This window comes from Serratia sp. L9 (assembly GCF_050632285.1).
Classification (GTDB): domain Bacteria; phylum Pseudomonadota; class Gammaproteobacteria; order Enterobacterales; family Enterobacteriaceae; genus Chania.
This window is the reverse complement of the sequence record NZ_CP192591.1, coordinates 1,209,361-1,234,279: the sequence shown is the minus strand read 5'-3', so window position 1 is coordinate 1,234,279 and position 24,919 is coordinate 1,209,361. Positions and strand designations below refer to the sequence as shown.

The following is a 24,919-nucleotide window of genomic DNA, read 5'->3' as shown; positions in this document are numbered from 1 at the left end:
CAACTAGCATAAGGAATCAAGAAAGCGCACCATTGCCGTGTACATAGTGGTATTTATATACATAGCTTTATGTACACACCCATATTCAATGTTCAGGTATACACAATACCAAAGCTTACAGACATGCAGATCCGCGCCTGGATAAAGACCGCTGAACGTTTTGCAGGCCGCGCCGATGGTGGCGGGTTGTATCTGTGTTTCCCCAAAAACTACTCATCCCCATTCTGGCGGTTCCGGTATAAATTCGCCGGGAAGGCACGGGCAATGGTTATTGGTTCCTATGCCGAGCTGTCGCTCGCCAAAGCACGTGAAACTACCAAAGAGTTATCAGCGCGGGTTTCTTTGGGCTATGACGTGGCCGGAGAAAAGCAGGAACGTAAATCCGAAGCGCTGGAGAAGATGGAGCAGGAGAAACACGCGATGCGAGTATCAGCGCTTGCCGCTGAATACTTTGAACGCCAGATCCTGCCACGCTGGAAGCACCCCGACATTTTGCGCCGCCGCATCGACAAGGATATAAACCCGCACATTGGTAGCATGAAGGTGGAGGACGTTAAACCGCGCCACATTGACGACATGCTAAAAGCTATCGTTGATCGTGGAGCACCGACCATAGCAACCGACGTCTTAAGATGGACGCGCCGCATATTCGATTACGGCATTAAACGGCACGCACTGGAGATTAACCCCTGTTCGGCCTTTGAGGTTTCCGACGCTGGCGGGAAAGAGATAGCGCGTGACAGGTGGCTAACCCGTGACGAACTGATCCGACTGTTCCAGGCTATGCGAACCGCCAAGGGGTTCAGCAGACAAAACGAACTCACGTTCAAGTTATTGCTGGCCCTATGTGTGCGTAAGATGGAGCTATGCGCCGCACGGTGGGAAGAATTCGACCTAGACGCTGCTATCTGGCATTTACCAGAGGAGCGTAGCAAGAACGGCGACGCTATCGACATTCCATTACCGCCACCAGCGGTTGAGTGGCTGAGAGAGCTTCACACGTTCTCATGTAATAGCGCCTGGGTACTGCCAGCCAGGAAGATGCAAAACAGAATGATCCCCCACATACAGGAAAGCACCCTGCCTGTTGCTCTGACAAAGGTGCGGGCAGAAATGCCGGATGTACCGAACTACACAATTCACGATTTCCGGCGCACAGCACGTACTCACCTTGCAGCGTTAGGCGTTGATCCGGTTGTGGCTGAACGCTGCTTGAATCACCGCATTAAGGGTGTTGAGGGCATCTACAACCGGCACCAATACTTTGATGAGCGTAAAGCCGCACTGGCGCAATGGGCGGCGTTGCTGGTGGCCTTGGAACATGGTGAAGGCTACAACGTGACACCAATTAATAAAAAACTGGCAAGGTGATATATGGTTAGCTTTATAAAAATGGGTTTATTCGAAAGAGAAGCGAAGGCACCAGAAATTAACACAAGACAGTTGGCGCTTCTATTATGTGGCCTTGATCCAGAACTAAAGGCATCCGAAATTCCAAGTGAACATTCGGATGCTTATGGGATATTTTATCGTCACATCAGTAAGTGGATAAGCGCATCTAAATTATTCCCAAGAGGAAACGCAACTCCATTACGTTCCGATTATATGTTTGCTTTGGCGTACCCCCTAATCGATGACGAGATCACACCAGAGCCAATCCAGAGAAGATGCCTTCAAGCCGTAGCCGACCTTGCCGTAAGGAACGGAGGGAAGGACATATTGAACAATTTGCACGGGGAACTTTACCAAGCGTCGCACACCGGTTTTTCAGTCATATTCTAGGGGCTAGCGGTAGTTGTTATCTCGAAAGGCGCAGCGGTAAGTTCATAGAGAAGGATCCGGGTAATCAGTTTTTTGATATTTACGTTCGTGAGGGGACTGCATACCTGCTGGACTTATTGCCCGAAGAGCAACCGCTGGGATATGAGATCCACGGGAGAATCATCGAATGACCGCACAAATCGCAGCCCATGGCCGTCTGGTGGCCGATGTGCAGAGCAAGACCACCAGCAACGGCAACACAATGGCGTTCACGCGCATGGTGGTATCACTGCCCTGCCATAAGGCGGAGAACGGAGAAGCCCCTTTCTGGCTGGCTGTGGTGGCATTCGGCAAGCAGGCGGAGGCGCTGGCCCGTCACAGTAAGGGTGACATGGTGAGCGTATCGGGCAACATGCAGATCAGCCAATGGACGGCGCAGGACGGTAGTGCGGCAACGGGCTATCAAGTGGTGGCTGATTCGGTGGTCAGCGCCAGAACGGCACAACCAGGCGGTAAGGTAGCCGGTCAGAGCGGTGCCTCAAATCAGAGCGGGAAACCAGAGGCGCAGCAGGCAACAAACCAGGCACCGAGAGGCTGGGAGGTTTACCAGCAGCCGGACGATTTCGACCAGACACCGCCGTATGACAAGCCACTCTAACGGAGGGCACCCCCCGACCTAGAACGAGCGGGACAACCGACACAAGATTGCGAATTCCCAAAATCAAAGTGCGAATGAAACTGCGAATTCGCAAAGTAAAATTGCGCAGAAGAAATTGCGCACTGCGCAGATTGAAGAAAGCGCCGAAGAGCTGGTTAATGGTGAGTTAAGCGCAAAACAAAAACTCTTTGTTGCTGAATATCTTAAAGATTCCAATGCAACACAGGCAGCCATCCGGGCGGGATATAGCATAAAGACGGCTGAGCAAATCGCTTATCAGTTATTTCAGAAAACTTCAGTTCGCAATGGCAACTCCTCACGATTCCTCACGCTTGTTATCAATTGTTATTGTTGCTCCGAGCTACTGGGAAAAACCGGGGTTGCGCAGGTGTACCACGATGAGAGGCTGAAAAATGGCAAAATCGAACCAACAATCAAAATCGGGCTGGGGTGGCAAGCATCTAGGCGCGGGCGCTCCATTGGGTAACACGAACGCGGTGAAGCATGGCGAACGAAGCAGGCGGGCATTCTCGTCGCTGGTCGGTAGCGGGCAATTACCGCCGCTGGTGTCCCTGCGTGCCAGTAACCTGATGATTGCCGAGCGTGTGGGGGAATTATCGCGCCTGATGCCTTCTCCCGCTTTTGGCCCGGCAGCCTACCGCGAATTGATGTTGTTGGATGGCATTATGTGGCAACGCACCCGACGCATGGCCCGCATTGAGATGGATAACGCCAAGACGGCGATTAATCTGGCAAGCCTGGGGCGTGATCAGGCAAAGGCAACGTTACGCCTTGCTAAAGAGGTGTCCGCGGCTTTGCGCCCCTCTTTGTGTGGAGTGCAAAATACGCCAGACAGTAAGAAATAGTAAGGTTCAGGCCCCTGCGTAGGTGTGGGCGGTCACTGTGACGTATCCGCTTGATAGCGACAAATATAGACATTTGAGCGGCACGGATGGTAACAAATGGTAACGTTTCAAGCTGTTCACGGCAGCTTCTCGGATGTATGCAAATGTTAACGTTCGGGTGCTTTCCGTTCCGGTACCGGATGATAACATTTGATAAGGTTCGGAGGGTTTCGCCATTGCGACAAATTGCGACGTTCAAGCCCTCCCCGCCAGTACACGCCACACCTGCAGGTAACGCCATGTTAGACCATCAAGCTATAGAGCAGACGCTAATCAGCGCAGCCCGCCAGCAAGGTCTTACCCTGGACGGCAAAGACCTGCTGGATCTCCGCACCAGCGTAGCGGCATCACTGGCCGCCAAGGAACGACACAAGCAGCGTATGACCGCACCAGCCCACCAGTGGAAGAAGCCAGCGCCGAGGCGGTAGCTACCCTACCAGGGCGACAGTAATTAGACTGGCGTTATTGCCCTGCCGCTTCCAGGCGCTGTAAATATCCTTATCCCATAGCTTTACCGGCTTTGGTCTGATATTCGGCACCATTCAGCCGCTGAGCGATGATCCGGCCATTGTCCAACCCTTCCCCGATGGTCTGCGCCACAATGGCAATCACGGCCTCTTCACTGTACGGATGTGGAGGTATGCCAGGCTTATCGGCAACTAATGCCGCCACGGCCTGATTAAAGGCAGCCTGTAAATCTGCCGGAACCCGGAACGCCACTAAGTTGGATTTGCTCACGTTCGCACCTCGATAGCTTCTTATCTTGGTCAGTGATGCTAAAATTCAGGGATAGACTTATCATGGCTATAATTACATTCTGCTACGTGTAACTGCTTAAGTTTTAAATGGCATAGGCCCGCATTTGTTATTTTTTGCTATGATGCGGGTACCATGCCAAACAATCATAAGGAGTGTGAATGGATGGACTACAATCAATCAGCCCATGAAGTGTTGGCCAAATATTTTGAAGCGTTTATAGACAAGGCCAGCGGAGCTTTGCATGAAAGTGTAAGGGATATTGAAACCGGCGCAATTAGAACTCTCGCATTTATCTCACCACCTACTCCATTTGTGTACTCTAGCCCGCAATTTGCGTCTCTAATCGCAGCGTATAGAGATAAAGTTCGACAGGATGATTTACGAATGCTTTACTCCATCCGCTCCTTAATAATGAAACCTTTTGTAATTTATGATATGACACATGCTATTGTTAGCTTCATTTTTGCAACAATGCCAGAAAAAACAAAGAAAGACTTTGCAGAAAGACGCTCTGAGATTGAAGATAAAGTAACGGATACGATTGCAAAACAAGCCATAAAAGCAGCGGCTAAAATTGCTCTAATAGAAGTTATCGTGCAATTGATATCATTGCAAATTTCAAGATCTCCAGATGTTCTTTTAATGTCTAGGAAAGTAGTGGCTAGAATGCTAACAGCATTTCAAATTTATAGTTACTTCGATAAAGCATCTAGAGCCGCCGGTAAGTTAAGGCGGGAGAGTAGACTTATTTATAATATGTTATACGGTCAAGAGGTTGAAATGCTTTACTTTATCATTGCTGGAAAATTAGACCCATTAATAAAAGTTTCTGCCTCGAATGACCATGCGAACGCAGATGCGTTGATGTATGCTTTGGGTGACGTGTTTTACAAGAGGTAATGGTTATGCTTAAAGCGCTCGGTTCGGTGGGATTGGATATCTTAAGCTACATCTTGGCCTTTGTTCTTTCAGGGCTTTGTATATTTTTAGCTGGTTTTTTCTCTGATAGATTCTTCCTTGCGTTTTCTGTTGTCGGGGTTATATGTTCATTCTATTTCAGCATTAAGCTGATAGATAAACTCAGATAATTTTAAAACAGTCTTAACTTAAATTGCCTGCAAATTTGCAAGCAACTTAAGTTGTAGTTATATGGTTCAATAAACGCGATCATCCCAGATACTATAGCCAGAAGTCCCCGCTATTTTGTGCGCCCATGTAATCGACTCGTATTTTAATGAAAGTGATTCATATGGCATTACCCCAGAGCTATTAACCACATGCGGGTAAGTTGAATTTAAGCTTATAATGGTCGCATTAGTTAATTTTACTTCGTAGAACACTTCCAATACACCTGATTGATTGAGCCAATAGACTTGAAAAATAGCGGTGAGTTTTTCATTATTGGATACTGCAAGAGCGATTAATGGTGATGATTTATCTATAGGCTTTACGACATCAACAGGCAAGTGGTTGTGTAAGCACACCTGTTTTAGTTCCACACACTTTTTGAGATTTCCAGGTTTTCAGCCATCAGCCGATATTCTTCCGGCGTCAGGTTATTCAAGGATTCATGCGGACGCTCGCTGTTATATTCACTCAGCCAGAGCTCCGTGATTTCCCGCACTTCATTCAGGGTTCTGAACAGATAAAAATCCAGTATTTCTGTTCGGTATGTCCTGTTAAACCGTTCGATAAACGCATTCTGTGTTGGCTTTCCCGGTTTGATAAATTCCAGCATCACGCCATGAGCATGAGCTTCTGCCCATTGTGCCAGCGCCAGCGAGACCAGTTCCGGGCCGTTGTCCATCCGCAGTTTCAGTGGATAACCCCGGTTTGCCACGATCCTGTCCAGTACTCTGACCACCCGCTGTGCCGGGATATTCAGATCGATTTCTATTGCGAGGGCTTCGCGGTTAAAGTCATCCACCACGTTGAAGGTCCGCAAGCGTCTGCCACAGACCAGCGCATCATGCATAAAGTCTATCGACCAGCTCTGGTTAAGTGCCTCAGGTGTCACCAGTGGTGCCGGGTTACGGACTGGCAAACGCTGCTTTCCCTTGCGGCGAAAATTCAGTTTCAGCAGGCAGTAAATCCGGTGAACGCGTTTATGGTTCCAGGCATTACCCTGCCTGCGCAGCAACTGGAACAGCTTCTTAAAACCGTATCGCGGGTAGCGCTCTGCCAGCTCAGTCAGCACCTGGATCACCGGTTCATCGCGCCGGGTATCGGGCTGATAAAAATAGACCGTCCTGCTCAGCGATAACGTCCTGCATGCCTGGCGTATGCTCATCGTAAACTGTGCCGTCAGATAGCTGACGAGCTTACGCTTTATCGCTGGTTTTAAAGCTTTTTTCGATAACATCTTTGAGTGCCCGGCACTCTAGACTCAGCTCGGCAAACATCTGTTTCAGCCGTCGGTTTTCGTCTTCAAGATCTTTCATCTTTTTGATATCAGACGCTTCCATACCACCAAATTTCGCTTTCCAATTGTAGTACGAGGCCTCAGATATCCCTGCTTCACGGCAGACATCTTTGACAGTACGTCCGGCTTCAACGGACTTCAAAACGGCGATGATCTGGTGTTCGGTGAATCGAGCTTTGCGCATAGCGATCTCCTCAATGGGACATAATCAGTATGTCGGAAGATCTCTATAAGTGAATGGTTCGTTTTGCCGGGATACTTACACTGCCCTCGGCACTATTTTCTGCCGCCGTTCTTCAGGTGAAAACGTTGTTTTTTTACGCGTTCTGGCTCAGCGTAAAAATCATCTGCAAACTAAACAGCAACCGAATGGCCTCTGGATTCTGGACGATAGAGGCCAAATTCAATACCCGCCGTTTGCGGGTTTATTCCCTTCGCCAAAGCACGTAATCTCTGGTGGTTCTTCCTCGCGCCTCCCACAGTGAGCAATGCAGCAGCGGGTCCTTTTGCCTTTTCTCGCAATAACCCAGGTAGTTCAACCCGTTAAACGTGGAAAATAATAGTGTCGCGAAGTAAGTTCCAAATTAAAGCTTAAAAAATAAATAGTCCCGGCAAAAATAACGCCTGTCAGGAAATAAAACACCCCCCTCTCTTTCGATGAGTAATATTGCGCATAATCAGAAAGGTGTATTATCTCAAATTATTACCAAGCCCTTGGGAAAGTCTTTTATTCTAATTAATTAGCTTAATTAACCATTTTTACCCGTCCCCCGTTGGCCCCGATAAATTCAGGATGAGAAACGCCAGAAAAAACTACTTATTAAGGAGTATTTTTACGCTAAACCTGCGCTATTTTGATTTCCCTCAATAATCCCCCGGTTATTGCTGTTAATTTGCCATCAATAAAAAACCACTCACGTGAAATAGGGAAAACAATGGACGTCAATCGCAGACAGTTTTTTAAAATCTGCGCTGGCGGAATGGCTGGTACAACGGTGGCAGCTTTAGGCTTCGCGCCCAAGGCTGCACTAGCGGAAACGCGCAACTATAAGCTGTTGCGCGCCAAAGAAACCCGTAACACCTGTACTTATTGTTCCGTAGGCTGCGGTTTATTGATGTATAGCCTGGGAGATGGGGCGAAAAACGCCAAATCATCGATTTTCCATGTTGAAGGCGATGCGGATCACCCAGTCAACCGCGGTGCGCTCTGCCCGAAAGGGGCGGGCCTGCTGGATTACATCCACAGTGAAAATCGCCTGCGCTACCCAGAATATCGGGCCCCAGGTTCAGACAAATGGCAGCGCATCAGTTGGAACGATGCATTAGATCGCCTTGCCAGACTGATGAAAGATGACCGCGATGCCAACTTTGAAACCACTAACGCCGCTGGCGTTACGGTAAACCGTTGGCTGTCTACCGGTATGTTGTGCGCCTCTGCGGCCAGCAACGAAACCGGTATGCTGACACAAAAGTTTGTCCGCTCGCTGGGCATGCTGGCAGTTGATAACCAGGCGCGCGTCTGACACGGACCAACGGTAGCAAGTCTTGCTCCAACATTTGGTCGCGGTGCGATGACCAACCACTGGGTTGATATCAAAAACGCCAACGTTGTTATGGTGATAGGCGGCAACGCCGCTGAAGCGCATCCAGTGGGATTCCGCTGGGCGATGGAAGCCAAGAACAACAACGATGCCACGCTTATCGTGGTCGATCCACGCTTTACCCGTACGGCTTCGGTCGCTGATATCTATGCGCCGATCCGCTCCGGCACCGACATTACTTTCCTGTCGGGCGTCTTGCTGTACCTGATTTCCAACAACAAAATCAATGCCGAATACGTCAAGCATTATACCAATGCCAGCCTGCTGGTAAGGGACGACTTCAGCTTTGACGATGGGTTATTCAGCGGTTATGACGAAAGCAAGCGTCAGTACGACAAGACCAGCTGGAACTACCAGTTCGACGAGGACGGCTACGCCAAGCGCGATGACACACTCCAGCACCCACGCTGCGTATGGAACCTGCTGAAAACACACGTCAGCCGCTATACGCCGGAAGTGGTGGAAAATATCTGCGGCACCCCGCAGGAAGACTTCCTTAAAGTGTGTGAAGTACTGGCTTCGACCAGTGCCGCAGACCGCACTACCACCTTCCTGTATGCCCTGGGTTGGACACAGCACACGGTTGGCGCGCAGAACATCCGCACCATGGCGATGATCCAGCTGCTGTTAGGCAATATGGGTATGGCAGGCGGCGGCGTAAATGCCCTGCGTGGCCACTCCAATATTCAGGGGTTGACCGATATCGGCCTGCTGTCCACCAGCCTGCCGGGTTACCTGACGTTGCCTTCTGACAAACAGGCGGACCTGGACACTTACCTGCAAGCCAATACGCCGAAGGCCACCCTGCCAGGCCAGGTTAACTACTGGAGCAACTACCCGAAATTCTTTGTCAGCCTGATGAAGAGCTTCTACGGTAACGATGCCCAGAAAGAGAATAACTGGGGCTTTGATTGGTTGCCTAAGTGGGATCAGTCTTACGACGTGATGAAATACTTCCAGATGATGGATCAGAATAAGGTCAATGGCTATATCTGCCAGGGCTTTAACCCGGTCGCGTCATTCCCGGACAAGAATCAGGTCGTCGCCTCATTAGCCAAACTGAAGTATCTGGTGATCATCGATCCGTTAGTCACAGAAACCTCCAATTTCTGGCAAAACCACGGTGACATGAACGATGTCGACACGGCTTCGATTCAAACCGAAGTGTTCCGTTTACCATCCACCTGCTTTGCCGAAGAGGATGGCTCGATTGCCAACTCAGGCCGTTGGTTGCAGTGGCACTGGAAAGGCGGCGATGCCCCAGGCGAAGCGATGACGGATGGCGAGATCCTGGCCGGTCTGTACCATCGTCTGCGCCAGATGTATCGCAGCGAAGGTGGCAAAGGCGCAGAGCCGTTACTGAAGATGGGTTGGCACTACGAGCAACCGGATCACCCAGAGTCTGAGGAAGTCGCGAAAGAGAGCAACGGTTTTGCGCTGGCAGATCTCTATGATGCCAACAATAACCTGCTGGTGAAGCAGGGGCAGTTGCTGGATTCCTTCGCCCAGTTACGCGATGACGGCAGCACCGCTTCCGCCTGCTGGATTTATGCCGGTAGCTGGACCAGCAAGGGCAACCAGATGGCCAACCGTGATAACAGCGATCCTTCTGGTTTGGGGAATACGCTGGGCTGGGCTTGGGCATGGCCGCTCAACCGCCGCATTATCTACAACCGCGCCTCTGCTGACCCAATGGGGAAACCTTGGGATCCAAATCGCATGCTGATTGAATGGAACGGCACCAAGTGGGTCGGGAACGATATCCCGGACTACAACACCGCCGCACCAGGCAGCGGCGTTGGGCCGTTTATCATGCAACCGGAAGGGCTTGGCAGGCTGTTTGCCATCGACAAAATGGCCGAAGGGCCGTTCCCGGAACACTACGAGCCGTTTGAGACGCCGCTGGGCACCAACCCGCTGCATCCGAACGTTATCTCGAACCCGGCGGCTCGTCTCTATCCGTCTGATGCCAAACGTATGGGTGATAAATCCGAGTTCCCTTATGTGGGCACCACCTATCGCCTGACTGAACATTTCCACACCTGGACCAAGCACGCGCTGATTAACGCAATCGTGCAGCCGGAACAGTTTGTAGAAATCAGTGAAGGCCTGGCGAAACAGAAAGGAATTGCGAATGGCGACACCGTCAAGGTCAGCAGCAAACGGGGCTTTATCAAGGCGAAAGCCGTGGTGACACGCCGTCTGAGGACTTTGAAAGTGAATGGCCAGGACGTCGAAACTATCGGTATTCCGCTGCACTGGGGCTTTGAGGGTAAAACGCAAAAAGGCTATCTGGCCAACACCCTGACACCGTTTGTTGGCGACGCCAACTCGCAAACGCCAGAGTACAAGGCGTTTCTGGTTAACGTGGAAAAGGGTTAAGGAGCCGAATTTATGTCCATGCAAACACAAGACATTATCAAACGTTCGGCCACCAACTCCCTGACGCCGCCTGCACAAGCGCGTGATTACAAGGCAGAAGTCGCCAAGCTGATCGACGTTTCAACCTGTATCGGCTGTAAGGCGTGCCAGGTTGCCTGTTCCGAATGGAACGATATCCGCGATGAAGTGGGCCACAACGTCGGGGTTTATGATAACCCCGCCGATCTGAGCGCCAAATCCTGGACCTTGATGCGTTTCTCTGAAGTCGAGCAGAACGGCAAGCTGGAATGGCTGATCCGCAAGGATGGCTGTATGCACTGCGCCGATCCGGGCTGCCTGAAAGCATGCCCGTCTGCTGGTGCGATAATCCAATATGCCAATGGCATCGTGGATTTTCAGTCCGACCACTGTATCGGTTGTGGCTACTGCATTTCCGGGTGTCCGTTCAACATCCCGCGTCTGAACCCGAAAGACAATCGGGCGTACAAATGTACCCTGTGCGTCGATCGTGTCAGCGTAGGCCAGGAACCGGCCTGTGTGAAAACCTGCCCGACAGGAGCTATTCACTTTGGCACCAAGGCAGAGATGCTGGATGTGGCGCAGGAACGGGTCGAAAAGCTGAAGAAGCGTGGTTTTGATAACGCAGGGGTGTACAACCCGCAAGGCGTTGGCGGTACGCATGTCATGTACGTGCTGCATCACGCCGATAAACCCGAGTTGTATAACAATCTGCCAAAAGATCCCCATATCGACCTGTCTATCGGGCTGTGGAAAAGCGTACTCAAACCGTTATCTGTCGCAGGCTTCGTTGCTACCTTTGCCGGTCTGATTTACCACTACATCGGCATTGGGCCAAACAAGGAAGTAGATGATGAGGACGAGGAGGACCATCATGAGCAAAAGTAAAATGATTGTTCGCACCAAGTTTATCGATCGGGCCTGTCACTGGACGGTGGTCATCTGCTTCTTTATGGTGTCGCTGTCGGGCATTGCCCTGTTCTTCCCAACGCTGCAATGGCTGACCGAGACCTTCGGTACGCCGCAGATGGGCAGGATCCTGCATCCTTTCTTTGGCGTGCTGATTTTTATCGCGCTGATGTTTATGTTCTTCCGCTTTGTGAAGCACAACATTCCAGAGAAAGAGGATTTGCCGTGGATCAAGGGCATCGTGGAAGTTCTGAAAGGTAATGAGCATAAGGTCGCTGATGTCGGCAAATATAATGCCGGTCAGAAGATGATGTTCTGGAGCATCATGAGCATGATTTTCGTGCTGTTGATCACCGGTATTATCATCTGGCGCCCATATTTTGCTCAGCACTTCCCGATTCAACTGGTGCGCTATTCTCTGCTGATCCATGCCGCCTCGGCGATTGTCCTGATCCACGCCATTCTGATCCATATGTATATGGCTTTCTGGGTAAAAGGCTCAATCAAAGGGATGGTTGAAGGCAAAGTCAGCCGCCGCTGGGCGAAGAAACATCACCCACGCTGGTATCGCAAGGTCGAGGCTGAAGAGCAAAAGGACGAGAAATAATTCGTTCTGGTTAATCGCATCCGCCCTCTTACCTTGCGGGAAAGAGGGCGGATTTTTCACGTCAAACTTCGGCACCATTTGCACCAGCAAACATCTGCTGCATGTTTTCGATAACCTGCAGTAATTCGCCATCGGCTCCCGGTGTCCATAGCGCCACCATCGGGTGCATCAAACCCTGTTTCCCCAGTTCCGTATCGAGCCTGCTCACCTGTGGCAAATGCTGTATTTCCAGATGCGTTGGCAAGAAGGCCCACCCCATCCCGGCATTTAACAACGTTTGCAGCAAATCCAGCTCATTGACAACCTGAATGCGATCGGCAATCTGCAGGCGTTTCGCCATAGGTTCAGGCAGGTCATTAAACGGGATGAGTTGATTGCTGGAGGCCAGGGATAATAACGTTACCGGACCAGTTGCAGGGAAAAACCCCTCGGCTGCGTAGACTGCCAGCTCAATGGCCCCCAAGGCTCGCCATTTGAACTTCTCGCTGATCGAACGGTTCACGGCCTGGTAAACGCCAATATCGGCAATGCCGCTTTCCAACGCCTGCTCGGCATCAGCACGCTCCATCATCAGCAAATCAAGCTGGATGCCACGCTGGCCCAGCCAAACCGCCAGCTCAGTTAAAAAACTACGGGGAGTAAAAGCGTCGTAGCACAGTGTCAGTTTTTGCCTTACCTGCTGCGGGATATGCTGTGCCAACAGGCTGAAGGCTTCGGCTTCCTGTAAGAACAGGCGCGCTTGCCGATAAAGGCGCTGACCGGCTTCGGTCAATTGCAGCGGGCGCGTGCTGCGATCAAACAAGGCATACCCAAGATCCAGCTCCAGATATTCGATCAGTTCACCGATCGTGGTGCGATCCTTGGCCAGGCGTTTGGCTGCCCGTGTCAGGTTGCCAGTTTCACAAACGCTGGCGAACGCTTCAATTTGCGCCAATGAAAATCGTATCTGCCCCATTTGTGCTCCATATCATTACGGGGGATTTCCCCCAGTGATGCACTCTGCATCATCGCAAAGCAGGCTTACCATCGCTTCGTTCACCTAAAAATGGTAAGGAAAATCAGATGAAAAAAATGACACATACCCTATCGGCCCTGATGCTCGGCGCTGCCTTCAGCGCCAGCCTGACTACCGGCGCGCAGGCCTGCACCCGCGCCTTTATGAACATGTACCCAGGCTATATGATCAGCGCCCGTAATCTGGATTTCTTCGGACCGGTGGATCCTTCGCTGGTGATCACGCCACGAGGCATTGCTCATAACGGTGGTGACGCGAAAAACGCAGCCCAGTGGCAGACCCAATACGGCAGCGTTGTCGTTTATGCCGACGGGGTATTCCCGATGGACGGCATGAATGAAAAGGGGCTAGCGGGCCATACGCTGTTTTATATGAATGGCAGTCAGGTACAACAGGATAACCAGGACAAACCGGTGATCGAAAGCCGTGCCTGGTTAAGCTACATTCTAGATAACTACGCAACGGTAGATCAGGCGGTTAATGCTATTCGTAACGACGTACGCCTGGCCGCGGCGCATATGCCCATCGATTACGCCTCTGATACCAAACATATTGCGATCGAAGACGTTAGCGGTGACTCAGCCATCATCGAAATCGATAACGGCAAAGTGAACGTCTATCACGACAAAAACTATCGCGTGATGACCAATCCGCCTTCATACGATAAGCAGCTACAGAACCTGATGAAATATCAGAATGCCAAGCGCAGTGAGATCCCAGGGGGGTTAGAGGCCGACGAACGCCTGGTACGTGCCAGCTACAATCTGAAAAACCTGCCGCAACCGGACAACAAAAATCAGGCTCAGGGCTTTATCTTGTCGGTGGTGAATAACGTCGCTTACCCGATCGGCTCACCGGCTGAACCCAGCGAGCAAAAAGTCACTGATATGTATGCCAAATACAGCAAACGCCCGGATCAGAATAAAGGCATTGGCACCTATTGGACGGCTATCTCGGATCTTAGCCATGCGGAATACCACTTTAAGTCGGCTTTTGCCGCCTCACAGGTGTGGGTATCGCTGCAGGATATCAACTTCAACCAGGGCCAACCGGTACGCAAAATCGCTCACCTTAACGACTATGCGCAACAAGGATGGGAAGGAAACGTGCTGGCTCAGGCCAAATAACTCGCCTTCTCCAAATGTTTGTCTATTAAGCAATATCATGCCCGGTAAGTGAGTACCGAGTGGGTAGCAAAGCCCCCTCTACCGCAGGGAGAGGGGGCTTTGGCGCGGTACTCTCTTCCCCCTCACCTTCTCCCCGAAGGAGAGAAACTGGTGAGTCTCAGCGGACAGATATTCCGTCTGCCATAAGTATTTTGTTCTAATTATCACTAAGGATAATGAAAGGTGCAGCCTGCTGTGGCTAAATGTCATTTTTACTCGCTTGCAAGCTGTTCGGACTGTTTATGTCGCAAATTCTGCAATTTATTTTAGCCTTGGTTGTTATCCTCGCTCTCGCATTATTGGTCAGCAATGACCGCAAAAAAATCCGCCCACGCTATGTTATCCAGCTTCTGGTGATTGAAGCCGCGTTGGCCTATTTCTTCCTGCACTCAGAAAGCGGCTTGGGCGTGATCAAACACGTAGCCGGTTTCTTCGAGACATTGTTAACTTTTGCTGCTCTGGGTTCCGATTTTGTTTTTGGCGGTATGAGCAAAGAGGGGCTGGCCTTTATCTTCCTGGGCGTTCTGTGCCCGATTATCTTTATCTCTGCGTTGATCGGCATTCTGCAGCATTTTCGTATTTTGCCGCTGGTGATCCGCGCAGTAGGTACTGTGCTTTCCAAAGTGAATGGCATGGGCAAGCTGGAATCTTTCAATGCGGTCAGCACGCTGGTATTAGGCCAATCAGAGAACTTCATCGCCTATAAAGGCATTATTGCGGAAATCTCCCCACGCCGGATGTACACCATGGCAGCCACAGCGATGTCGACGGTATCCATGTCGATAGTGGGAGCCTATATGGTGATGATCGATGCCCAATACGTGGTGGCCGCATTAATCCTCAATATGTTCAGCACCTTTATTATTCTCTCTATCATTAACCCCTATCAGGTGGCAGATGAACCAGAACTAAAGTTGAATAAACTGCATGAAAATCAGAGCTTCTTTGAAATGCTGGGGGATTACATTCTGGCCGGTTTCAAGATTGCGATGATCATTGCCGCCATGCTGATCGGCTTTATTGCCTTGATCGCCGCAGTGAACGCCATTTTTTCCGCCATTTTCGGCATCAGTTTCCAGCAAATCCTGGGCTACGTATTTTACCCGCTGGCCTGGCTAATCGGTATTCCTGCACAGGATGCGCTTCACGCAGGCAGCATTATGGCCACCAAGCTGGTCGCCAATGAGTTTGTCGCAATGATTGAACTGAAAAAAATCGCGGCGGATATGACCCCGCGTGGATTGGGGATCCTATCGGTGTTCCTGGTCTCCTTCGCCAACTTTGCTTCCATCGGTATCGTTGCTGGTGCCATCAAGGGGTTAAACGAGCACCAGGGCAATGTCGTCTCCCGTTTCGGTCTTAAACTGGTCTATGGCTCCACGCTGGTTAGCCTGCTTTCGGCGGCAATCGCCGGGCTGGTACTTTAAAGGGCACCCGGCTTGCTACTTTTTTGCCGCAAGCCGGGAAATGGTCAAAACGCCACGCACACTGGCATATCGATACGCATCACCGAATCTTGCGCAAACTGTTGGATGTACTGGCTCCTCAGCGCTTCAATATTTTGCTCACTGGCAGCTCCAGGAACATGAATTAGCATCAGCGCTTTGCTGTTTTCCCGCGCTAATTTCCCCTCTTTCCCCAGCCATTGCCCTTTGGCATCAAAGACGGATAACCCCTCTTTAAAGCGCGGAGTTACCTGTTGATCGACATAGCTTTGCCACTCGGTAGCCGTAATCACCGGCCCTGCCGGTCGGTTCAGCCCGAAATAGAGCGTGGTTTGTGTCATAGGTTCACCGACGCTGCATTTCAGCGGTGTGGTTTTTTGGGTAGGTGCCACGCAGCCGCTTAGCAGCAAGGTCATGGTGACGGCAGCCACCGCCAGTACCGGGATGCTTTTCATCTTGTTTTCATGTTCCTTAATTTTAGTGGTTGCCTGGAGCAGGGCGGGAAGCAGAGTATAATCACTCAGTGCAATTAACCATAATTTTCTAATGAATCCGTTAAATCGAAAACAACAGTAATGCACCTATAAATGGGTTAATCGCCGAGTAATCATTAGATAATATAATTCGAAAGCGGATACCTCAAAAAACTCAGTGGTGATATTACCCGATGATAGATACCCTGCGCCGCTATCCCTGTCACAGGCTATTTTGTGGATCACCTATGTTACTGAGCATTCTTTATATCATCGGCATTACCGCAGAAGCCATGACTGGAGCATTGGCCGCTGGCCGCCGCCAAATGGATATGTTCGGCGTGATTTTTATCGCTTCGGCAACTGCCATTGGTGGAGGTTCGGTGCGTGACATGTTGCTTGGGCACTTCCCTTTAAGTTGGGTAAAACACCCTGAGTATATTGTTATCGTGGCGATAGCGGCGATTATCACCACCCTGCTTGCCCCCTTGATGCGCCATTTACGCCGCCTGTTTCTGGTGTTAGATGCCATCGGGTTGATTGTCTTTTCGATTATCGGTGCCCAGGTGGCTTTGGATATGGGCCATGCTCCGCTTATCGCTGCCATTGCCGCCGTGATCACCGGCGTATTCGGCGGTGTGCTGCGTGACATGTTCTGCAACCGCATTCCGCTGGTTTTCCAAAAGGAAATCTACGCCGGGATCGCCTTTGCCGCCGCCTGGCTGTATATCGGCCTGCAACACCTCGCTTTACCGCATAACATGGTGGTAATCATTACCCTGGTTGCAGGCCTTGGCGCCCGCCTGATTGCATTGCGCTTTCGCCTCGGCCTGCCGGTATTTAATTACCAACACCCCGACCATTAATCCACTGCCGCACTGCCAGGCAATGTGGCAATAACGGCACGATCCGGCGGCGGACTAAAACCGCTGATGTTGTGTTGCTGTAAGGTCTTGACCAATGCCAGAAACGCGGGGTTTTGCAGAAAGTCCTGCACAGCTTTAGCTTTTCTGGCCCCGACACCAGCAACTTTTTGCCACTGTTCCAGCGTGATTTGCCGGGTCTGTGGCCAACTTTGTAAAGCGGCGGACTGTAAGGGTGAGAGAGGGATGCCAAGTGCTATCAGCCAGCGGTTGAAAGGCTGTTGCCGGGCAAGGATCAATTGCTGGTAAAGCGCCCTTGCACGTTTTTCCCCTAAACCAGGCACCTGGCTGAGCGACTCCGCGGTTAAGTTCATCCAGCTCAATAAATCATTCACCAGACCCTGGTCGATCAGGGCCTGCCACCCTGCTCTATTTAGCCCAGTGATGTTTAACCCATTGCTGCTACTCAACCAGATCAACCGCGCCAGAAACTGCTGGCGGCAGCCAGGTTGCAAAGTAAAGCAGCTCAACGGGTGGTAATGCTCTGGGATGGGCGCTATGGGGACGGCTCTTTCTACCGCTCGCCAGACCACGCGATTCAGATGGGGAATACCGTGCCCCATCAAATTGATGGCAATATGATCGCCAGGCACGATATCCCATTTCTGCCACAGGGCCAGTGAACCCAGGTTAACTCTGCGGATCCATTTGTCGTCCATGCGAACCGGCTCCAGGCGCAACACCACGGCGATCTTTCCGGTGCGACCAATGGCAAACTCCACCCCCGTGACTCTGGCCACTTGCTGAACCGGAGGATATTTCCAGGCGACAGCCCAATCACTGGGTTTAGCCTGCCAGTAACGCCCCTGGGGCACCTGCCCTTGATGAATAACAATGCCATCGGTCACGAACGGCAAAGGGCCCTGATGCCAGAATGCTCGCCACTGTTCCACCTCAGCCAGCGTTTTAACCGGTTTTGAATATTGCTGCACAACTGCAAAACCCATAGCACCAAGCTGCTGCAAACGCTCGGCCATAGTTGGTGGGCCATCGGGCCATGCCCAGACAAACAGGCCAAGCCGTTTGAGTTCTGGCGAGAGCTGATGGCGCATCAGTATGCCAGCAACTTTTGAACGCGCGTTTACCCCTCCCTGAGCTTGCTGGCGATGATCGTTCACCATCAAAAACAACTCCCCCTGTAGCACCAATTCTGCCGGAGCCCCCGGTAATTCAATGGGCACAGCGGGAATAGCCTTGACCTTTTCCAACCAGTTTTCACCTTTCTGGCCATCACCCCGGCTGATGGCGCGGACCAAAACCCCTTTCGGTAGACCAGCGTTACCGCCACACCGTCCACCTTGGGTTGCACCCACAGATCGCCGCGCCCCTGTATCCATTGCCCCACAGCAAGACTGTCAGCCAGTTTACGCAACCCGGTTTGCACCACCGGATGCTGAACTTTGCCCGCAGGTAACGGGCGTTGAATTCCCTGCGAATACATGCCACCCGCACAGCGTTGCCAATTTTGCAATTGTTGCAGCAGGCCGTCGTAAACCTCATCTTCGATCAGGCTGTTACCTTGGCGATAATAAGCCTCATCCCAGCGCCCCAACTGGTTATCCAGGGCCTTTATTTCCAGCTGCAGCCGTTCTGGTGACCAATCCGGACAGTTTTTGGCCCATGCGGTGCCGCACAGCAAACCTATGGTCACCAGCACATGACACAACCCGTTAATGTATCCCCACATTCAGCACCTCCTTGATGCAAGGCAGTAAATACCCCATCGCCCGCGTTGGCTATTACCGCAATCTTGGGATGCAAAGTGGTTTCCAAAAAGAATGGGTATGTGCTGAAAACGGCAAAAATTCCCAGATCCGCAGCGCAAATCGGCCATTTCCCGCTGTTTTTGCCAGAAAACGGCGGCCAAAATGCGAGCTAACGCTGCATACCGCACGTTAGCCGTGTATACTGTGCGGAGAATTTACACATCCGCTGTAACTGGCTTATCAACCGCTATCAACGAACATCATCATGGCTCAAGGCACGCTTTATATTGTCTCTGCCCCCAGTGGCGCAGGGAAATCAAGTCTGATTCAGGCTTTGTTAAAAACGCAACCGCTGTACGACACGCAGGTTTCGGTTTCACACACCACGCGCGATAGCCGCCCGGGTGAAAATCACGGCGAACATTACTTTTTCGTCTCTAAAGACGAATTTCGCCGTATGATTGAGCAGGATGCGTTTCTTGAGCACGCAGAAGTGTTCGGCAACTATTACGGCACGTCCCGCGCAACCATCGAGCAAGTGCTGTCGACCGGCGTTGATGTCTTTCTGGATATCGACTGGCAGGGTGCCCAACAGATCCGGGCCAAAATGCCTCAGGCGCGCAGCATCTTTATTCTGCCGCCGTCAAAGGAAGAACTTGGCCGTCGCCTGCGTGGCCGTGGGCAAGACGCGGATGACGTGATCGCCAGGCGTATGGCGCAAGCCGTTGCAGAAATGGCGCATTACGCCGAGTATGATTATTTAATCGTGAATGACGATTTCGATCTGGCTTTATCTGATTTGAAAACCATTATTCGCGCCGAACGCTTGCGTTTGGGCCGTCAAATGCTGCGGCATGATGCTTTAATCAGCAAACTATTGGCAGACTGAAGACAGTTTCAGTATTATGCCCAGTCTTTTCGTCACCTGTGGAGTCGCACAAATATGGCACGCGTAACTGTTCAAGACGCTGTAGAGAAAATTGGTAACCGTTTTGACCTGGTGTTGGTCGCTGCTCGTCGGGCACGTCAAATCCAGACCGGTGGTAAGGATGCACTGGTACCTGAAGAGAATGATAAGTACACCGTTATCGCTCTGCGCGAAATCGAAGAGGGCTTAATCAATAGTCAGATCCTCGATGTGCGTGAGCGCCAGGAGCAGCAAGAGCAGGAAGCCGCAGAGATACAGGCGGTTACCGCAATTGCTGAAGGTCGTCGTTAATTAGACTGCGAGTCTGCCTTGTACCTGTTTGAAAGCCTGAATCTGCTGATTCAACGTTACTTGCCTGAGGAGCAGATTAAGCGCCTCAAACAGGCATACCTCGTTGCACGTGACGCTCACGAGGGACAGACACGCTCCAGCGGTGAGCCCTATATTACTCACCCGGTCGCCGTGGCCTGTATTCTGGCGGAGATGCGTCTCGATCATGAGACGCTGATGGCAGCCCTGCTGCATGACGTCATCGAAGACACCCCGGCCACCTATCAGGATATGGAACAACTGTTTGGCAAAAGCGTTGCCGAACTGGTTGAAGGCGTATCCAAGCTTGATAAATTAAAATTCCAGGATAAAAAAGAAGCGCAGGCGGAGAACTTCCGCAAAATGATCATGGCGATGGTGCAGGATATCCGCGTCGTATTGATCAAGCTGGCTGACCGCACCCACAACATGCGGACACTAGGCTCGCTGCGCCCTGATAAACGGCGGCGTATCGCCCGCGAAACCCTGGAAATCTATAGCCCACTGGCCCACCGCCTGGGTATTCATCATCTGAAAACCGAGTTGGAAGAGCTGGGTTTTGAGGCGCTTTATCCAAACCGTTATCGCGTAATCAAAGAAGTGGTGAAAGCCGCTCGTGGTAACCGTAAGGAGATGATCCAGAAAATCCTCTCCGAGATCGAAGGGCGTCTGACTGAAGCCGGTATCCCTTGCCGCGTCAGTGGCCGGGAAAAACACCTTTACTCCATCTACTGCAAGATGCACCTGAAAGAACAGCGCTTCCATTCCATCATGGATATTTATGCGTTCCGGGTGATCGTGAAAGAGGTAGATACCTGTTATAGGGTGCTTGGGCAGGCTCACAGCCTGTATAAACCCCGCCCGGGCCGGGTCAAAGACTATATTGCCATCCCCAAGGCCAACGGCTACCAATCGCTGCATACTTCACTGATCGGCCCGCATGGTGTACCGGTTGAAGTACAGATCCGTACCGAAGATATGGATCAGATGGCAGAGATGGGGGTTGCCGCACACTGGGCCTATAAGGAAAAGGAATCGGGTGAAACCACCGGTACCACCGCACAAATCCGTGCCCAGCGCTGGATGCAGAGCCTGCTGGAATTACAGCAAAGCGCAGGCAGCTCGTTTGAATTTATTGAAAGCGTAAAGTCTGACCTGTTCCCGGATGAGATTTACGTTTTCACCCCGGAAGGCCGTATCGTCGAGCTGCCTGCCGGTGCGACACCTGTCGATTTCGCCTATGCCGTGCACACCGATATCGGCCATGCCTGCGTCGGCGCACGTGTCGATCGCCAGCCGTATCCGTTGTCGCAATCCCTTAGCAGCGGCCAGACTGTCGAGATCATCACAGCCCCAGGCGCACGGCCAAATGCGGCCTGGCTGAACTTTGTGGTGAGTTCAAAAGCCCGCGCCAAGATCCGCCAGATGCTGAAAAACCTCAAGCGCGATGATTCTGTCAGCCTGGGTCGTCGCTTGCTCAATCATGCGCTCGGGGGCAGCCGCAAGCTTTCTGAAGTGCCGCAGGAAAATATCCAGCATGAGCTGGATCGCATGAAGCTGGCCACGCTGGACGATCTGCTGGCAGAAATCGGCCTCGGTAATGCCATGAGCGTGGTGGTAGCTAAAAACCTGCAAGGCGATCAGTCCAGCCTGGGAGCCTCTTCCGGTGTGCGTAATCTGGCTATCAAAGGCGCCGATGGCGTGTTGATTACCTTCGCCAAGTGTTGCCGCCCGATCCCAGGCGACCCCATTGTTGCTCATGTCAGCCCAGGAAAAGGGTTGGTGATCCACCATGAATCCTGCCGTAATATCCGTGGTTACCAGAAAGAGCCAGAGAAATTTATGGCGGTGGAGTGGGATATGGAAAGTGAACAGGAGTTCACTGCCGAGATCAAAGTGGACATGTTCAACCATCAGGGCGCGTTAGCTAACCTGACGGCGGCTATCAACGCGGCCGAATCGAATATCCAGAGCCTGAATACTGAAGAGAAAGATGGCCGGGTCTACAGCGCCTTTATTCGATTAACCACTCGCGATCGCATCCATTTGGCAAATATCATGCGTAAAATCCGTATCATGCCGGATGTGATTAAAGTTAACCGTAACCGAAACTAGCGCTTATGAGCCCTGAACGCTATGCGCGGATTTGTGAAATGCTGGCCACCCGGCAGCCCGACCTGACGGTCTGCCTGGAACAGGTTCACAAACCGCATAACGTCTCCGCAATTATCCGTACCGCCGACGCCGTTGGTGTGCATCAGGTGCATGCCGTGTGGCCGACTCCCCGCATGCGCACGCTGGTCTCCTCCGCTGCGGGCAGTAACAGTTGGGTGAACGTAAAAACTCACCGAACCATCACCGATGCAGTCTCTCATATGAAAGATCAGGGGATGCAAATCCTGGCAACTCACCTTTCTGCCCGGGCTGTCGACTTTCGCGAAATAGATTATACCCGCCCCACCTGCGTGCTGCTGGGGCAGGAAAAACCGGTATTACCGAAGAAGCCTTAGCCTTGGCGGATCGGGACATCATTATTCCGATGATCGGTATGGTGCAATCATTGAACGTTTCCGTGGCTTCGGCGCTCATCCTGTATGAGGCCCAGCGCCAGCGGCAAAACGCGGGGATGTATCTCCGGGAACACTGCGCCCTGGATCAAGAAGAACAGCAGCGTCTGCTATTTGAAGGCGGTTACCCGGTGCTGGCCAACGTGGCCAAGCGCAAAGGGCTGCCGCGCCCGCATATTGATGAGCAGGGCCAGGTGGTTGCCGATGCCGAATGGTGGGCAACCATGCAGGCGACGACGGTACGCCGATGAAAGGCCGCCTGCTGGATGCCGTCCCGCTTACAACACTTTCCGGGGTTGGAGCCAGCCAGGCAGGGAAACTCGCCAAAATCGGCCTGAATACCATTCAGGATCTGCTGCTCCATCTCCCTTTACGCTACGAAGATCGCACCCGCCTCTACCTGATTAATGATCTGCTGCCCGGCATTTTTGCCACGGTGGAAGGGGAAGTGCTGCGCAGCGATATCAGCTTTGGACGCCGCCGTATGCTGACCTGCCAGATCAGCGATGGCACGGGTATACTGACCATGCGTTTCTTCAATTTTAACGCAGCAATGAAGAACAGCCTGGCCACTGGCCGCCGTGTTACGGCCTATGGGGAAGTCAAGCGTGGTACCCACGGTGCAGAAATCATTCACCCGGAATACCGCATTCAGGGTGAGAACAGTGACGTCGAGCTGCAAGAAGCCCTGACGCCGGTATATCCCACCACCGAAGGTATTCGGCAAGCCACGCTGCGCAAATTAACCGACCAGGCTCTTGAGTTGCTGGATACCTGCGCGATTGCTGAACTGCTGCCGCCAGAACTGAACGGCGGTTTGATGAGCCTGCCGCAGGCGCTGCATACTCTGCATCGGCCACCGCCAGATATTCAATTGGTTGATTTGGAGCAGGGGAAACACCCCGCACAGAAGCGCCTGATCCTGGAAGAGTTGCTGGCGCACAACCTCAGCATGCTGGCAGTACGCGCCGGAGCACAAAGCTATAAAGCGTTATCACTAGCCCCGGACGACAGCCTGAAAACCCGCTTCCTCGCTCAGTTACCGTTCTCCCCTACCGGCGCGCAAAACCGGGTAGTCGCAGATATAGAAGCAGACCTGCAGAAAGGTTTCCCGATGATGCGTCTGGTTCAGGGCGACGTTGGTTCAGGTAAAACGCTGGTTGCGGCGCTGGCGGCTTTGCGGGCCATTGCCCACGGTAAACAAGTGGCACTGATGGCCCCAACCGAACTGTTGGCTGAACAACATGCCAACAACTTCCGCCAGTGGTTCGAACCGCTTGGGATCGAGGTAGGCTGGCTGGCCGGGAAGCAAAAGGCAAAGCGCGTCTTGCTCAGCAAGAAGCTATTGCCAGCGGCCAGGTAGCCATGGTGGTTGGAACCCATGCCATTTTCCAGGAACAGGTGCAGTTTAACGGTCTGGCACTGGTAATTATTGATGAGCAACACCGCTTTGGCGTGCACCAGCGGCTGGCACTATGGGAGAAAGGCGAAGAGCAAGGCTTCCATGCCCATCAGTTGATCATGACCGCCACGCCAATCCCACGTACCCTGGCGATGACCGCCTACGCCGATCTGGACACCTCAGTGATTGACGAGTTGCCGCCGGGCCGTACCCCGGTGACCACCGTAGCCATACCTGACACTCGCAGGGCGGATATTATCCAGCGGGTAAAAAACGCTTGTATCGAAGAAGGCCGCCAAGCCTATTGGGTTTGTACACTGATTGAAGAGTCTGATCTGCTGGAAGCCCAGGCAGCGGAAGCAACCTGGGAAGAATTGAAAATTGCACTACCGGAATTGAAAGTGGCGCTGGTGCATGGCCGCATGAAATCCCAGGAGAAACAGGCGGTAATGCAGGCATTCAAACAGGGTGAGTTGCAGTTGCTGGTAGCCACGACGGTGATTGAAGTCGGTGTCGATGTACCAAATGCCAGCCTGATGATTATCGAAAACCCAGAAAGGCTGGGCCTGGCACAGTTGCACCAATTACGTGGCCGGGTTGGCCGTGGTGCAATTGCCTCGCATTGTGTACTGCTGTATAAAACACCGCTCAGCAAAACTGCCCAGAAGCGCCTGCAAGTGCTGCGCGACAGTAACGATGGGTTTGTGATTGCTCAGCAGGATTTGGAGATCCGCGGGCCCGGTGAGTTATTAGGCACGCGCCAAACCGGCAGTGCAGAATTCAAAGTGGCGGATTTGTTGCGCGATCAGGCCATGATCCCAGAGGTTCAGCGCGTAGCACGCCATATTCACCAGCAATATCCGCAGCACGCTCATGCCCTGATTGAACGCTGGTTACCGGAAACCACCCGTTACTCAAACGCCTAAGATAGCCCCTTTTCTCCAGAAGAGGGGCTATCACATC

At 52.1% G+C, this 24,919-nt stretch carries 20 protein-coding genes and 4 pseudogenes; 17 read left to right on the top strand and 7 right to left on the bottom strand.

Going from position 1 to position 24,919, the window contains the following annotated elements; translation table 11 throughout:
• Positions 1 to 105 precede the first annotated feature (105 nt).
• The 5 genes and pseudogenes from ACQ86O_RS05755 to ACQ86O_RS05735 all read left to right on the top strand — a co-directional run bounded on the left by ACQ86O_RS05755 (position 106) and on the right by ACQ86O_RS05735 (position 3,752).
• The gene (locus ACQ86O_RS05755; protein WP_431225658.1) at positions 106 to 1,371 is read left to right on the top strand and encodes a tyrosine-type recombinase/integrase; all 1,266 of its coding nucleotides are present in this window, start codon (positions 106 to 108) and stop codon (positions 1,369 to 1,371) included.
• Positions 1,372 to 1,948: 577 nt separating this feature from the next.
• Entirely contained in the window at positions 1,949 to 2,419 is a 471-nt protein-coding gene (locus ACQ86O_RS05750; protein WP_431224469.1) for a single-stranded DNA-binding protein, read from the top strand.
• A gap of 97 nt (positions 2,420 to 2,516) precedes the next feature.
• Positions 2,517 to 2,720 (top strand): annotated as a pseudogene (locus ACQ86O_RS05745) (terminase small subunit); the annotation flags it as partial.
• 178 nt (positions 2,721 to 2,898) lie between these two features.
• Complete coding sequence (locus ACQ86O_RS05740; RefSeq protein ID WP_431224468.1) at positions 2,899 to 3,285, top strand: hypothetical protein; 387 nt, start codon at positions 2,899 to 2,901, stop codon at positions 3,283 to 3,285.
• A 278-nt stretch (positions 3,286 to 3,563) separates the two neighbouring features.
• Complete coding sequence (locus ACQ86O_RS05735; protein ID WP_431224467.1) at positions 3,564 to 3,752, top strand: hypothetical protein; 189 nt, start codon at positions 3,564 to 3,566, stop codon at positions 3,750 to 3,752.
• On the opposite strand, the pseudogene ACQ86O_RS05730 reads toward ACQ86O_RS05735, so the two are convergent.
• Positions 3,753 to 4,062: pseudogene (locus tag ACQ86O_RS05730) on the bottom strand (hypothetical protein).
• 183 nt (positions 4,063 to 4,245) lie between these two features.
• Here ACQ86O_RS05730 and ACQ86O_RS05725 point away from each other — a divergent pair.
• A complete protein-coding gene (locus tag ACQ86O_RS05725) occupies positions 4,246 to 4,983 on the top strand; it encodes a hypothetical protein (protein WP_431224466.1) in 738 nt (245 codons plus the stop codon).
• Between the two features lie 254 nt (positions 4,984 to 5,237).
• Here ACQ86O_RS05725 and tssD read toward each other — a convergent pair whose 3' ends face one another.
• On the bottom strand, positions 5,238 to 5,582 hold the full coding sequence (gene tssD, locus ACQ86O_RS05720) for a type VI secretion system tube protein TssD (protein ID WP_431224465.1): 345 nt from the start codon (positions 5,580 to 5,582) through the stop codon (positions 5,238 to 5,240).
• A protein-coding gene (locus ACQ86O_RS05715; protein ID WP_431224464.1) for an IS3 family transposase occupies positions 5,573 to 6,689 on the bottom strand; the annotation gives its coding sequence in 2 pieces (ribosomal slippage) (positions 5,573 to 6,437 and positions 6,436 to 6,689; 1,119 coding nt in all). Before ACQ86O_RS05715 ends, tssD begins: the two co-directional genes overlap by 10 nt.
• Positions 6,690 to 7,440: 751 nt before the next feature.
• Here ACQ86O_RS05715 and fdnG point away from each other — a divergent pair.
• From fdnG to fdnI, 3 genes are read left to right on the top strand one after another with little or no spacing between them, the layout of a single operon-like run.
• Entirely contained in the window at positions 7,441 to 10,488 is a 3,048-nt protein-coding gene (gene fdnG, locus ACQ86O_RS05710; protein WP_431224463.1) for a formate dehydrogenase-N subunit alpha, read from the top strand.
• A 12-nt stretch (positions 10,489 to 10,500) separates the two neighbouring features.
• Positions 10,501 to 11,394 carry a formate dehydrogenase subunit beta gene (fdxH, locus tag ACQ86O_RS05705; RefSeq protein WP_431224462.1) on the top strand — a complete coding sequence of 298 codons (894 nt, stop codon included), beginning with the start codon at positions 10,501 to 10,503 and terminating at the stop codon, positions 11,392 to 11,394.
• Complete coding sequence (gene fdnI / locus ACQ86O_RS05700; protein ID WP_431224461.1) at positions 11,381 to 12,022, top strand: formate dehydrogenase-N subunit gamma; 642 nt, start codon at positions 11,381 to 11,383, stop codon at positions 12,020 to 12,022. The genes fdxH and fdnI overlap by 14 nt, the downstream gene beginning before the upstream one ends.
• A gap of 61 nt (positions 12,023 to 12,083) precedes the next feature.
• Here fdnI and ACQ86O_RS05695 read toward each other — a convergent pair whose 3' ends face one another.
• Positions 12,084 to 12,977 (bottom strand): LysR family transcriptional regulator, encoded by an 894-nt coding sequence (locus ACQ86O_RS05695; RefSeq protein ID WP_431224460.1) that lies wholly within the window; start codon positions 12,975 to 12,977, stop codon positions 12,084 to 12,086.
• 107 nt (positions 12,978 to 13,084) lie between these two features.
• On the opposite strand from ACQ86O_RS05695, the gene ACQ86O_RS05690 reads away from it, so the two are divergent.
• Entirely contained in the window at positions 13,085 to 14,164 is a 1,080-nt protein-coding gene (locus ACQ86O_RS05690) for a linear amide C-N hydrolase (protein ID WP_431224459.1), read from the top strand.
• Positions 14,165 to 14,445: 281 nt separating this feature from the next.
• The gene (locus ACQ86O_RS05685) at positions 14,446 to 15,630 is read left to right on the top strand and encodes a NupC/NupG family nucleoside CNT transporter (RefSeq protein WP_431224458.1); all 1,185 of its coding nucleotides are present in this window, start codon (positions 14,446 to 14,448) and stop codon (positions 15,628 to 15,630) included.
• 44 nt (positions 15,631 to 15,674) lie between these two features.
• Here ACQ86O_RS05685 and ACQ86O_RS05680 read toward each other — a convergent pair whose 3' ends face one another.
• A complete protein-coding gene (locus ACQ86O_RS05680) occupies positions 15,675 to 16,103 on the bottom strand; it encodes a DUF3574 domain-containing protein (protein WP_431224457.1) in 429 nt (142 codons plus the stop codon).
• 266 nt (positions 16,104 to 16,369) lie between these two features.
• On the opposite strand from ACQ86O_RS05680, the gene ACQ86O_RS05675 reads away from it, so the two are divergent.
• Positions 16,370 to 16,987 (top strand): trimeric intracellular cation channel family protein, encoded by a 618-nt coding sequence (locus ACQ86O_RS05675; protein WP_431224456.1) that lies wholly within the window; start codon positions 16,370 to 16,372, stop codon positions 16,985 to 16,987.
• Here ACQ86O_RS05675 and ligB read toward each other — a convergent pair.
• Both ligB and ACQ86O_RS05665 read right to left on the bottom strand, forming a co-directional pair.
• Complete coding sequence (ligB, locus tag ACQ86O_RS05670) at positions 16,984 to 18,252, bottom strand: NAD-dependent DNA ligase LigB (protein ID WP_431224455.1); 1,269 nt, start codon at positions 18,250 to 18,252, stop codon at positions 16,984 to 16,986. The genes ACQ86O_RS05675 and ligB overlap by 4 nt on opposite strands.
• The gene (locus ACQ86O_RS05665; RefSeq protein WP_431224454.1) at positions 18,165 to 18,731 is read right to left on the bottom strand and encodes a hypothetical protein; all 567 of its coding nucleotides are present in this window, start codon (positions 18,729 to 18,731) and stop codon (positions 18,165 to 18,167) included. Before ACQ86O_RS05665 ends, ligB begins: the two co-directional genes overlap by 88 nt.
• A 284-nt stretch (positions 18,732 to 19,015) precedes the next feature.
• Between ACQ86O_RS05665 and gmk the strand changes: the two genes are divergently transcribed.
• From gmk to recG, 5 genes and pseudogenes are all read left to right on the top strand, one after another.
• Positions 19,016 to 19,639 carry a guanylate kinase gene (gene gmk / locus ACQ86O_RS05660; protein WP_431224453.1) on the top strand — a complete coding sequence of 208 codons (624 nt, stop codon included), beginning with the start codon at positions 19,016 to 19,018 and terminating at the stop codon, positions 19,637 to 19,639.
• A gap of 54 nt (positions 19,640 to 19,693) precedes the next feature.
• Positions 19,694 to 19,969 (top strand): DNA-directed RNA polymerase subunit omega, encoded by a 276-nt coding sequence (gene rpoZ / locus ACQ86O_RS05655; RefSeq protein WP_024482945.1) that lies wholly within the window; start codon positions 19,694 to 19,696, stop codon positions 19,967 to 19,969.
• Positions 19,970 to 19,987: 18 nt separating this feature from the next.
• Positions 19,988 to 22,102, top strand: coding sequence for a bifunctional GTP diphosphokinase/guanosine-3',5'-bis pyrophosphate 3'-pyrophosphohydrolase (gene spoT / locus ACQ86O_RS05650; protein WP_431224452.1), 2,115 nt, complete (start codon positions 19,988 to 19,990; stop codon positions 22,100 to 22,102).
• 5 nt (positions 22,103 to 22,107) lie between these two features.
• Positions 22,108 to 22,805: pseudogene (gene trmH, locus ACQ86O_RS05645) on the top strand (tRNA (guanosine(18)-2'-O)-methyltransferase TrmH).
• Positions 22,802 to 24,882, top strand: a pseudogene (gene recG, locus ACQ86O_RS05640) (ATP-dependent DNA helicase RecG). The pseudogenes trmH and recG overlap by 4 nt, the downstream one beginning before the upstream one ends.
• The last annotated feature ends 37 nt before the right edge of the window (positions 24,883 to 24,919 follow it).

Excerpts from the sequence above, each read along its gene's own strand:
- gmk (WP_431224453.1), top strand. The coding sequence starts at position 19,016 with ATGGCTCAAGGCACGCTTTATATTGTCTCTGCCCCCAGTGGCGCAGGG.
- ACQ86O_RS05685 (WP_431224458.1), top strand. The coding sequence starts at position 14,446 with ATGTCGCAAATTCTGCAATTTATTTTAGCCTTGGTTGTTATCCTCGCT.
- ACQ86O_RS05695 (WP_431224460.1), bottom strand. The coding sequence starts at position 12,977 with ATGGGGCAGATACGATTTTCATTGGCGCAAATTGAAGCGTTCGCCAGC.
- fdnI (WP_431224461.1), top strand. The coding sequence starts at position 11,381 with ATGAGCAAAAGTAAAATGATTGTTCGCACCAAGTTTATCGATCGGGCC.
- ACQ86O_RS05675 (WP_431224456.1), top strand. The coding sequence starts at position 16,370 with ATGTTACTGAGCATTCTTTATATCATCGGCATTACCGCAGAAGCCATG.
- ACQ86O_RS05680 (WP_431224457.1), bottom strand. The coding sequence starts at position 16,103 with ATGAAAAGCATCCCGGTACTGGCGGTGGCTGCCGTCACCATGACCTTG.
- ACQ86O_RS05750 (WP_431224469.1), top strand. The coding sequence starts at position 1,949 with ATGACCGCACAAATCGCAGCCCATGGCCGTCTGGTGGCCGATGTGCAG.
- ACQ86O_RS05735 (WP_431224467.1), top strand. The coding sequence starts at position 3,564 with ATGTTAGACCATCAAGCTATAGAGCAGACGCTAATCAGCGCAGCCCGC.
- ACQ86O_RS05725 (WP_431224466.1), top strand. The coding sequence starts at position 4,246 with ATGGACTACAATCAATCAGCCCATGAAGTGTTGGCCAAATATTTTGAA.
- fdxH (WP_431224462.1), top strand. The coding sequence starts at position 10,501 with ATGTCCATGCAAACACAAGACATTATCAAACGTTCGGCCACCAACTCC.
- rpoZ (WP_024482945.1), top strand. The coding sequence starts at position 19,694 with ATGGCACGCGTAACTGTTCAAGACGCTGTAGAGAAAATTGGTAACCGT.
- ACQ86O_RS05665 (WP_431224454.1), bottom strand. The coding sequence starts at position 18,731 with ATGTGGGGATACATTAACGGGTTGTGTCATGTGCTGGTGACCATAGGT.
- ACQ86O_RS05690 (WP_431224459.1), top strand. The coding sequence starts at position 13,085 with ATGAAAAAAATGACACATACCCTATCGGCCCTGATGCTCGGCGCTGCC.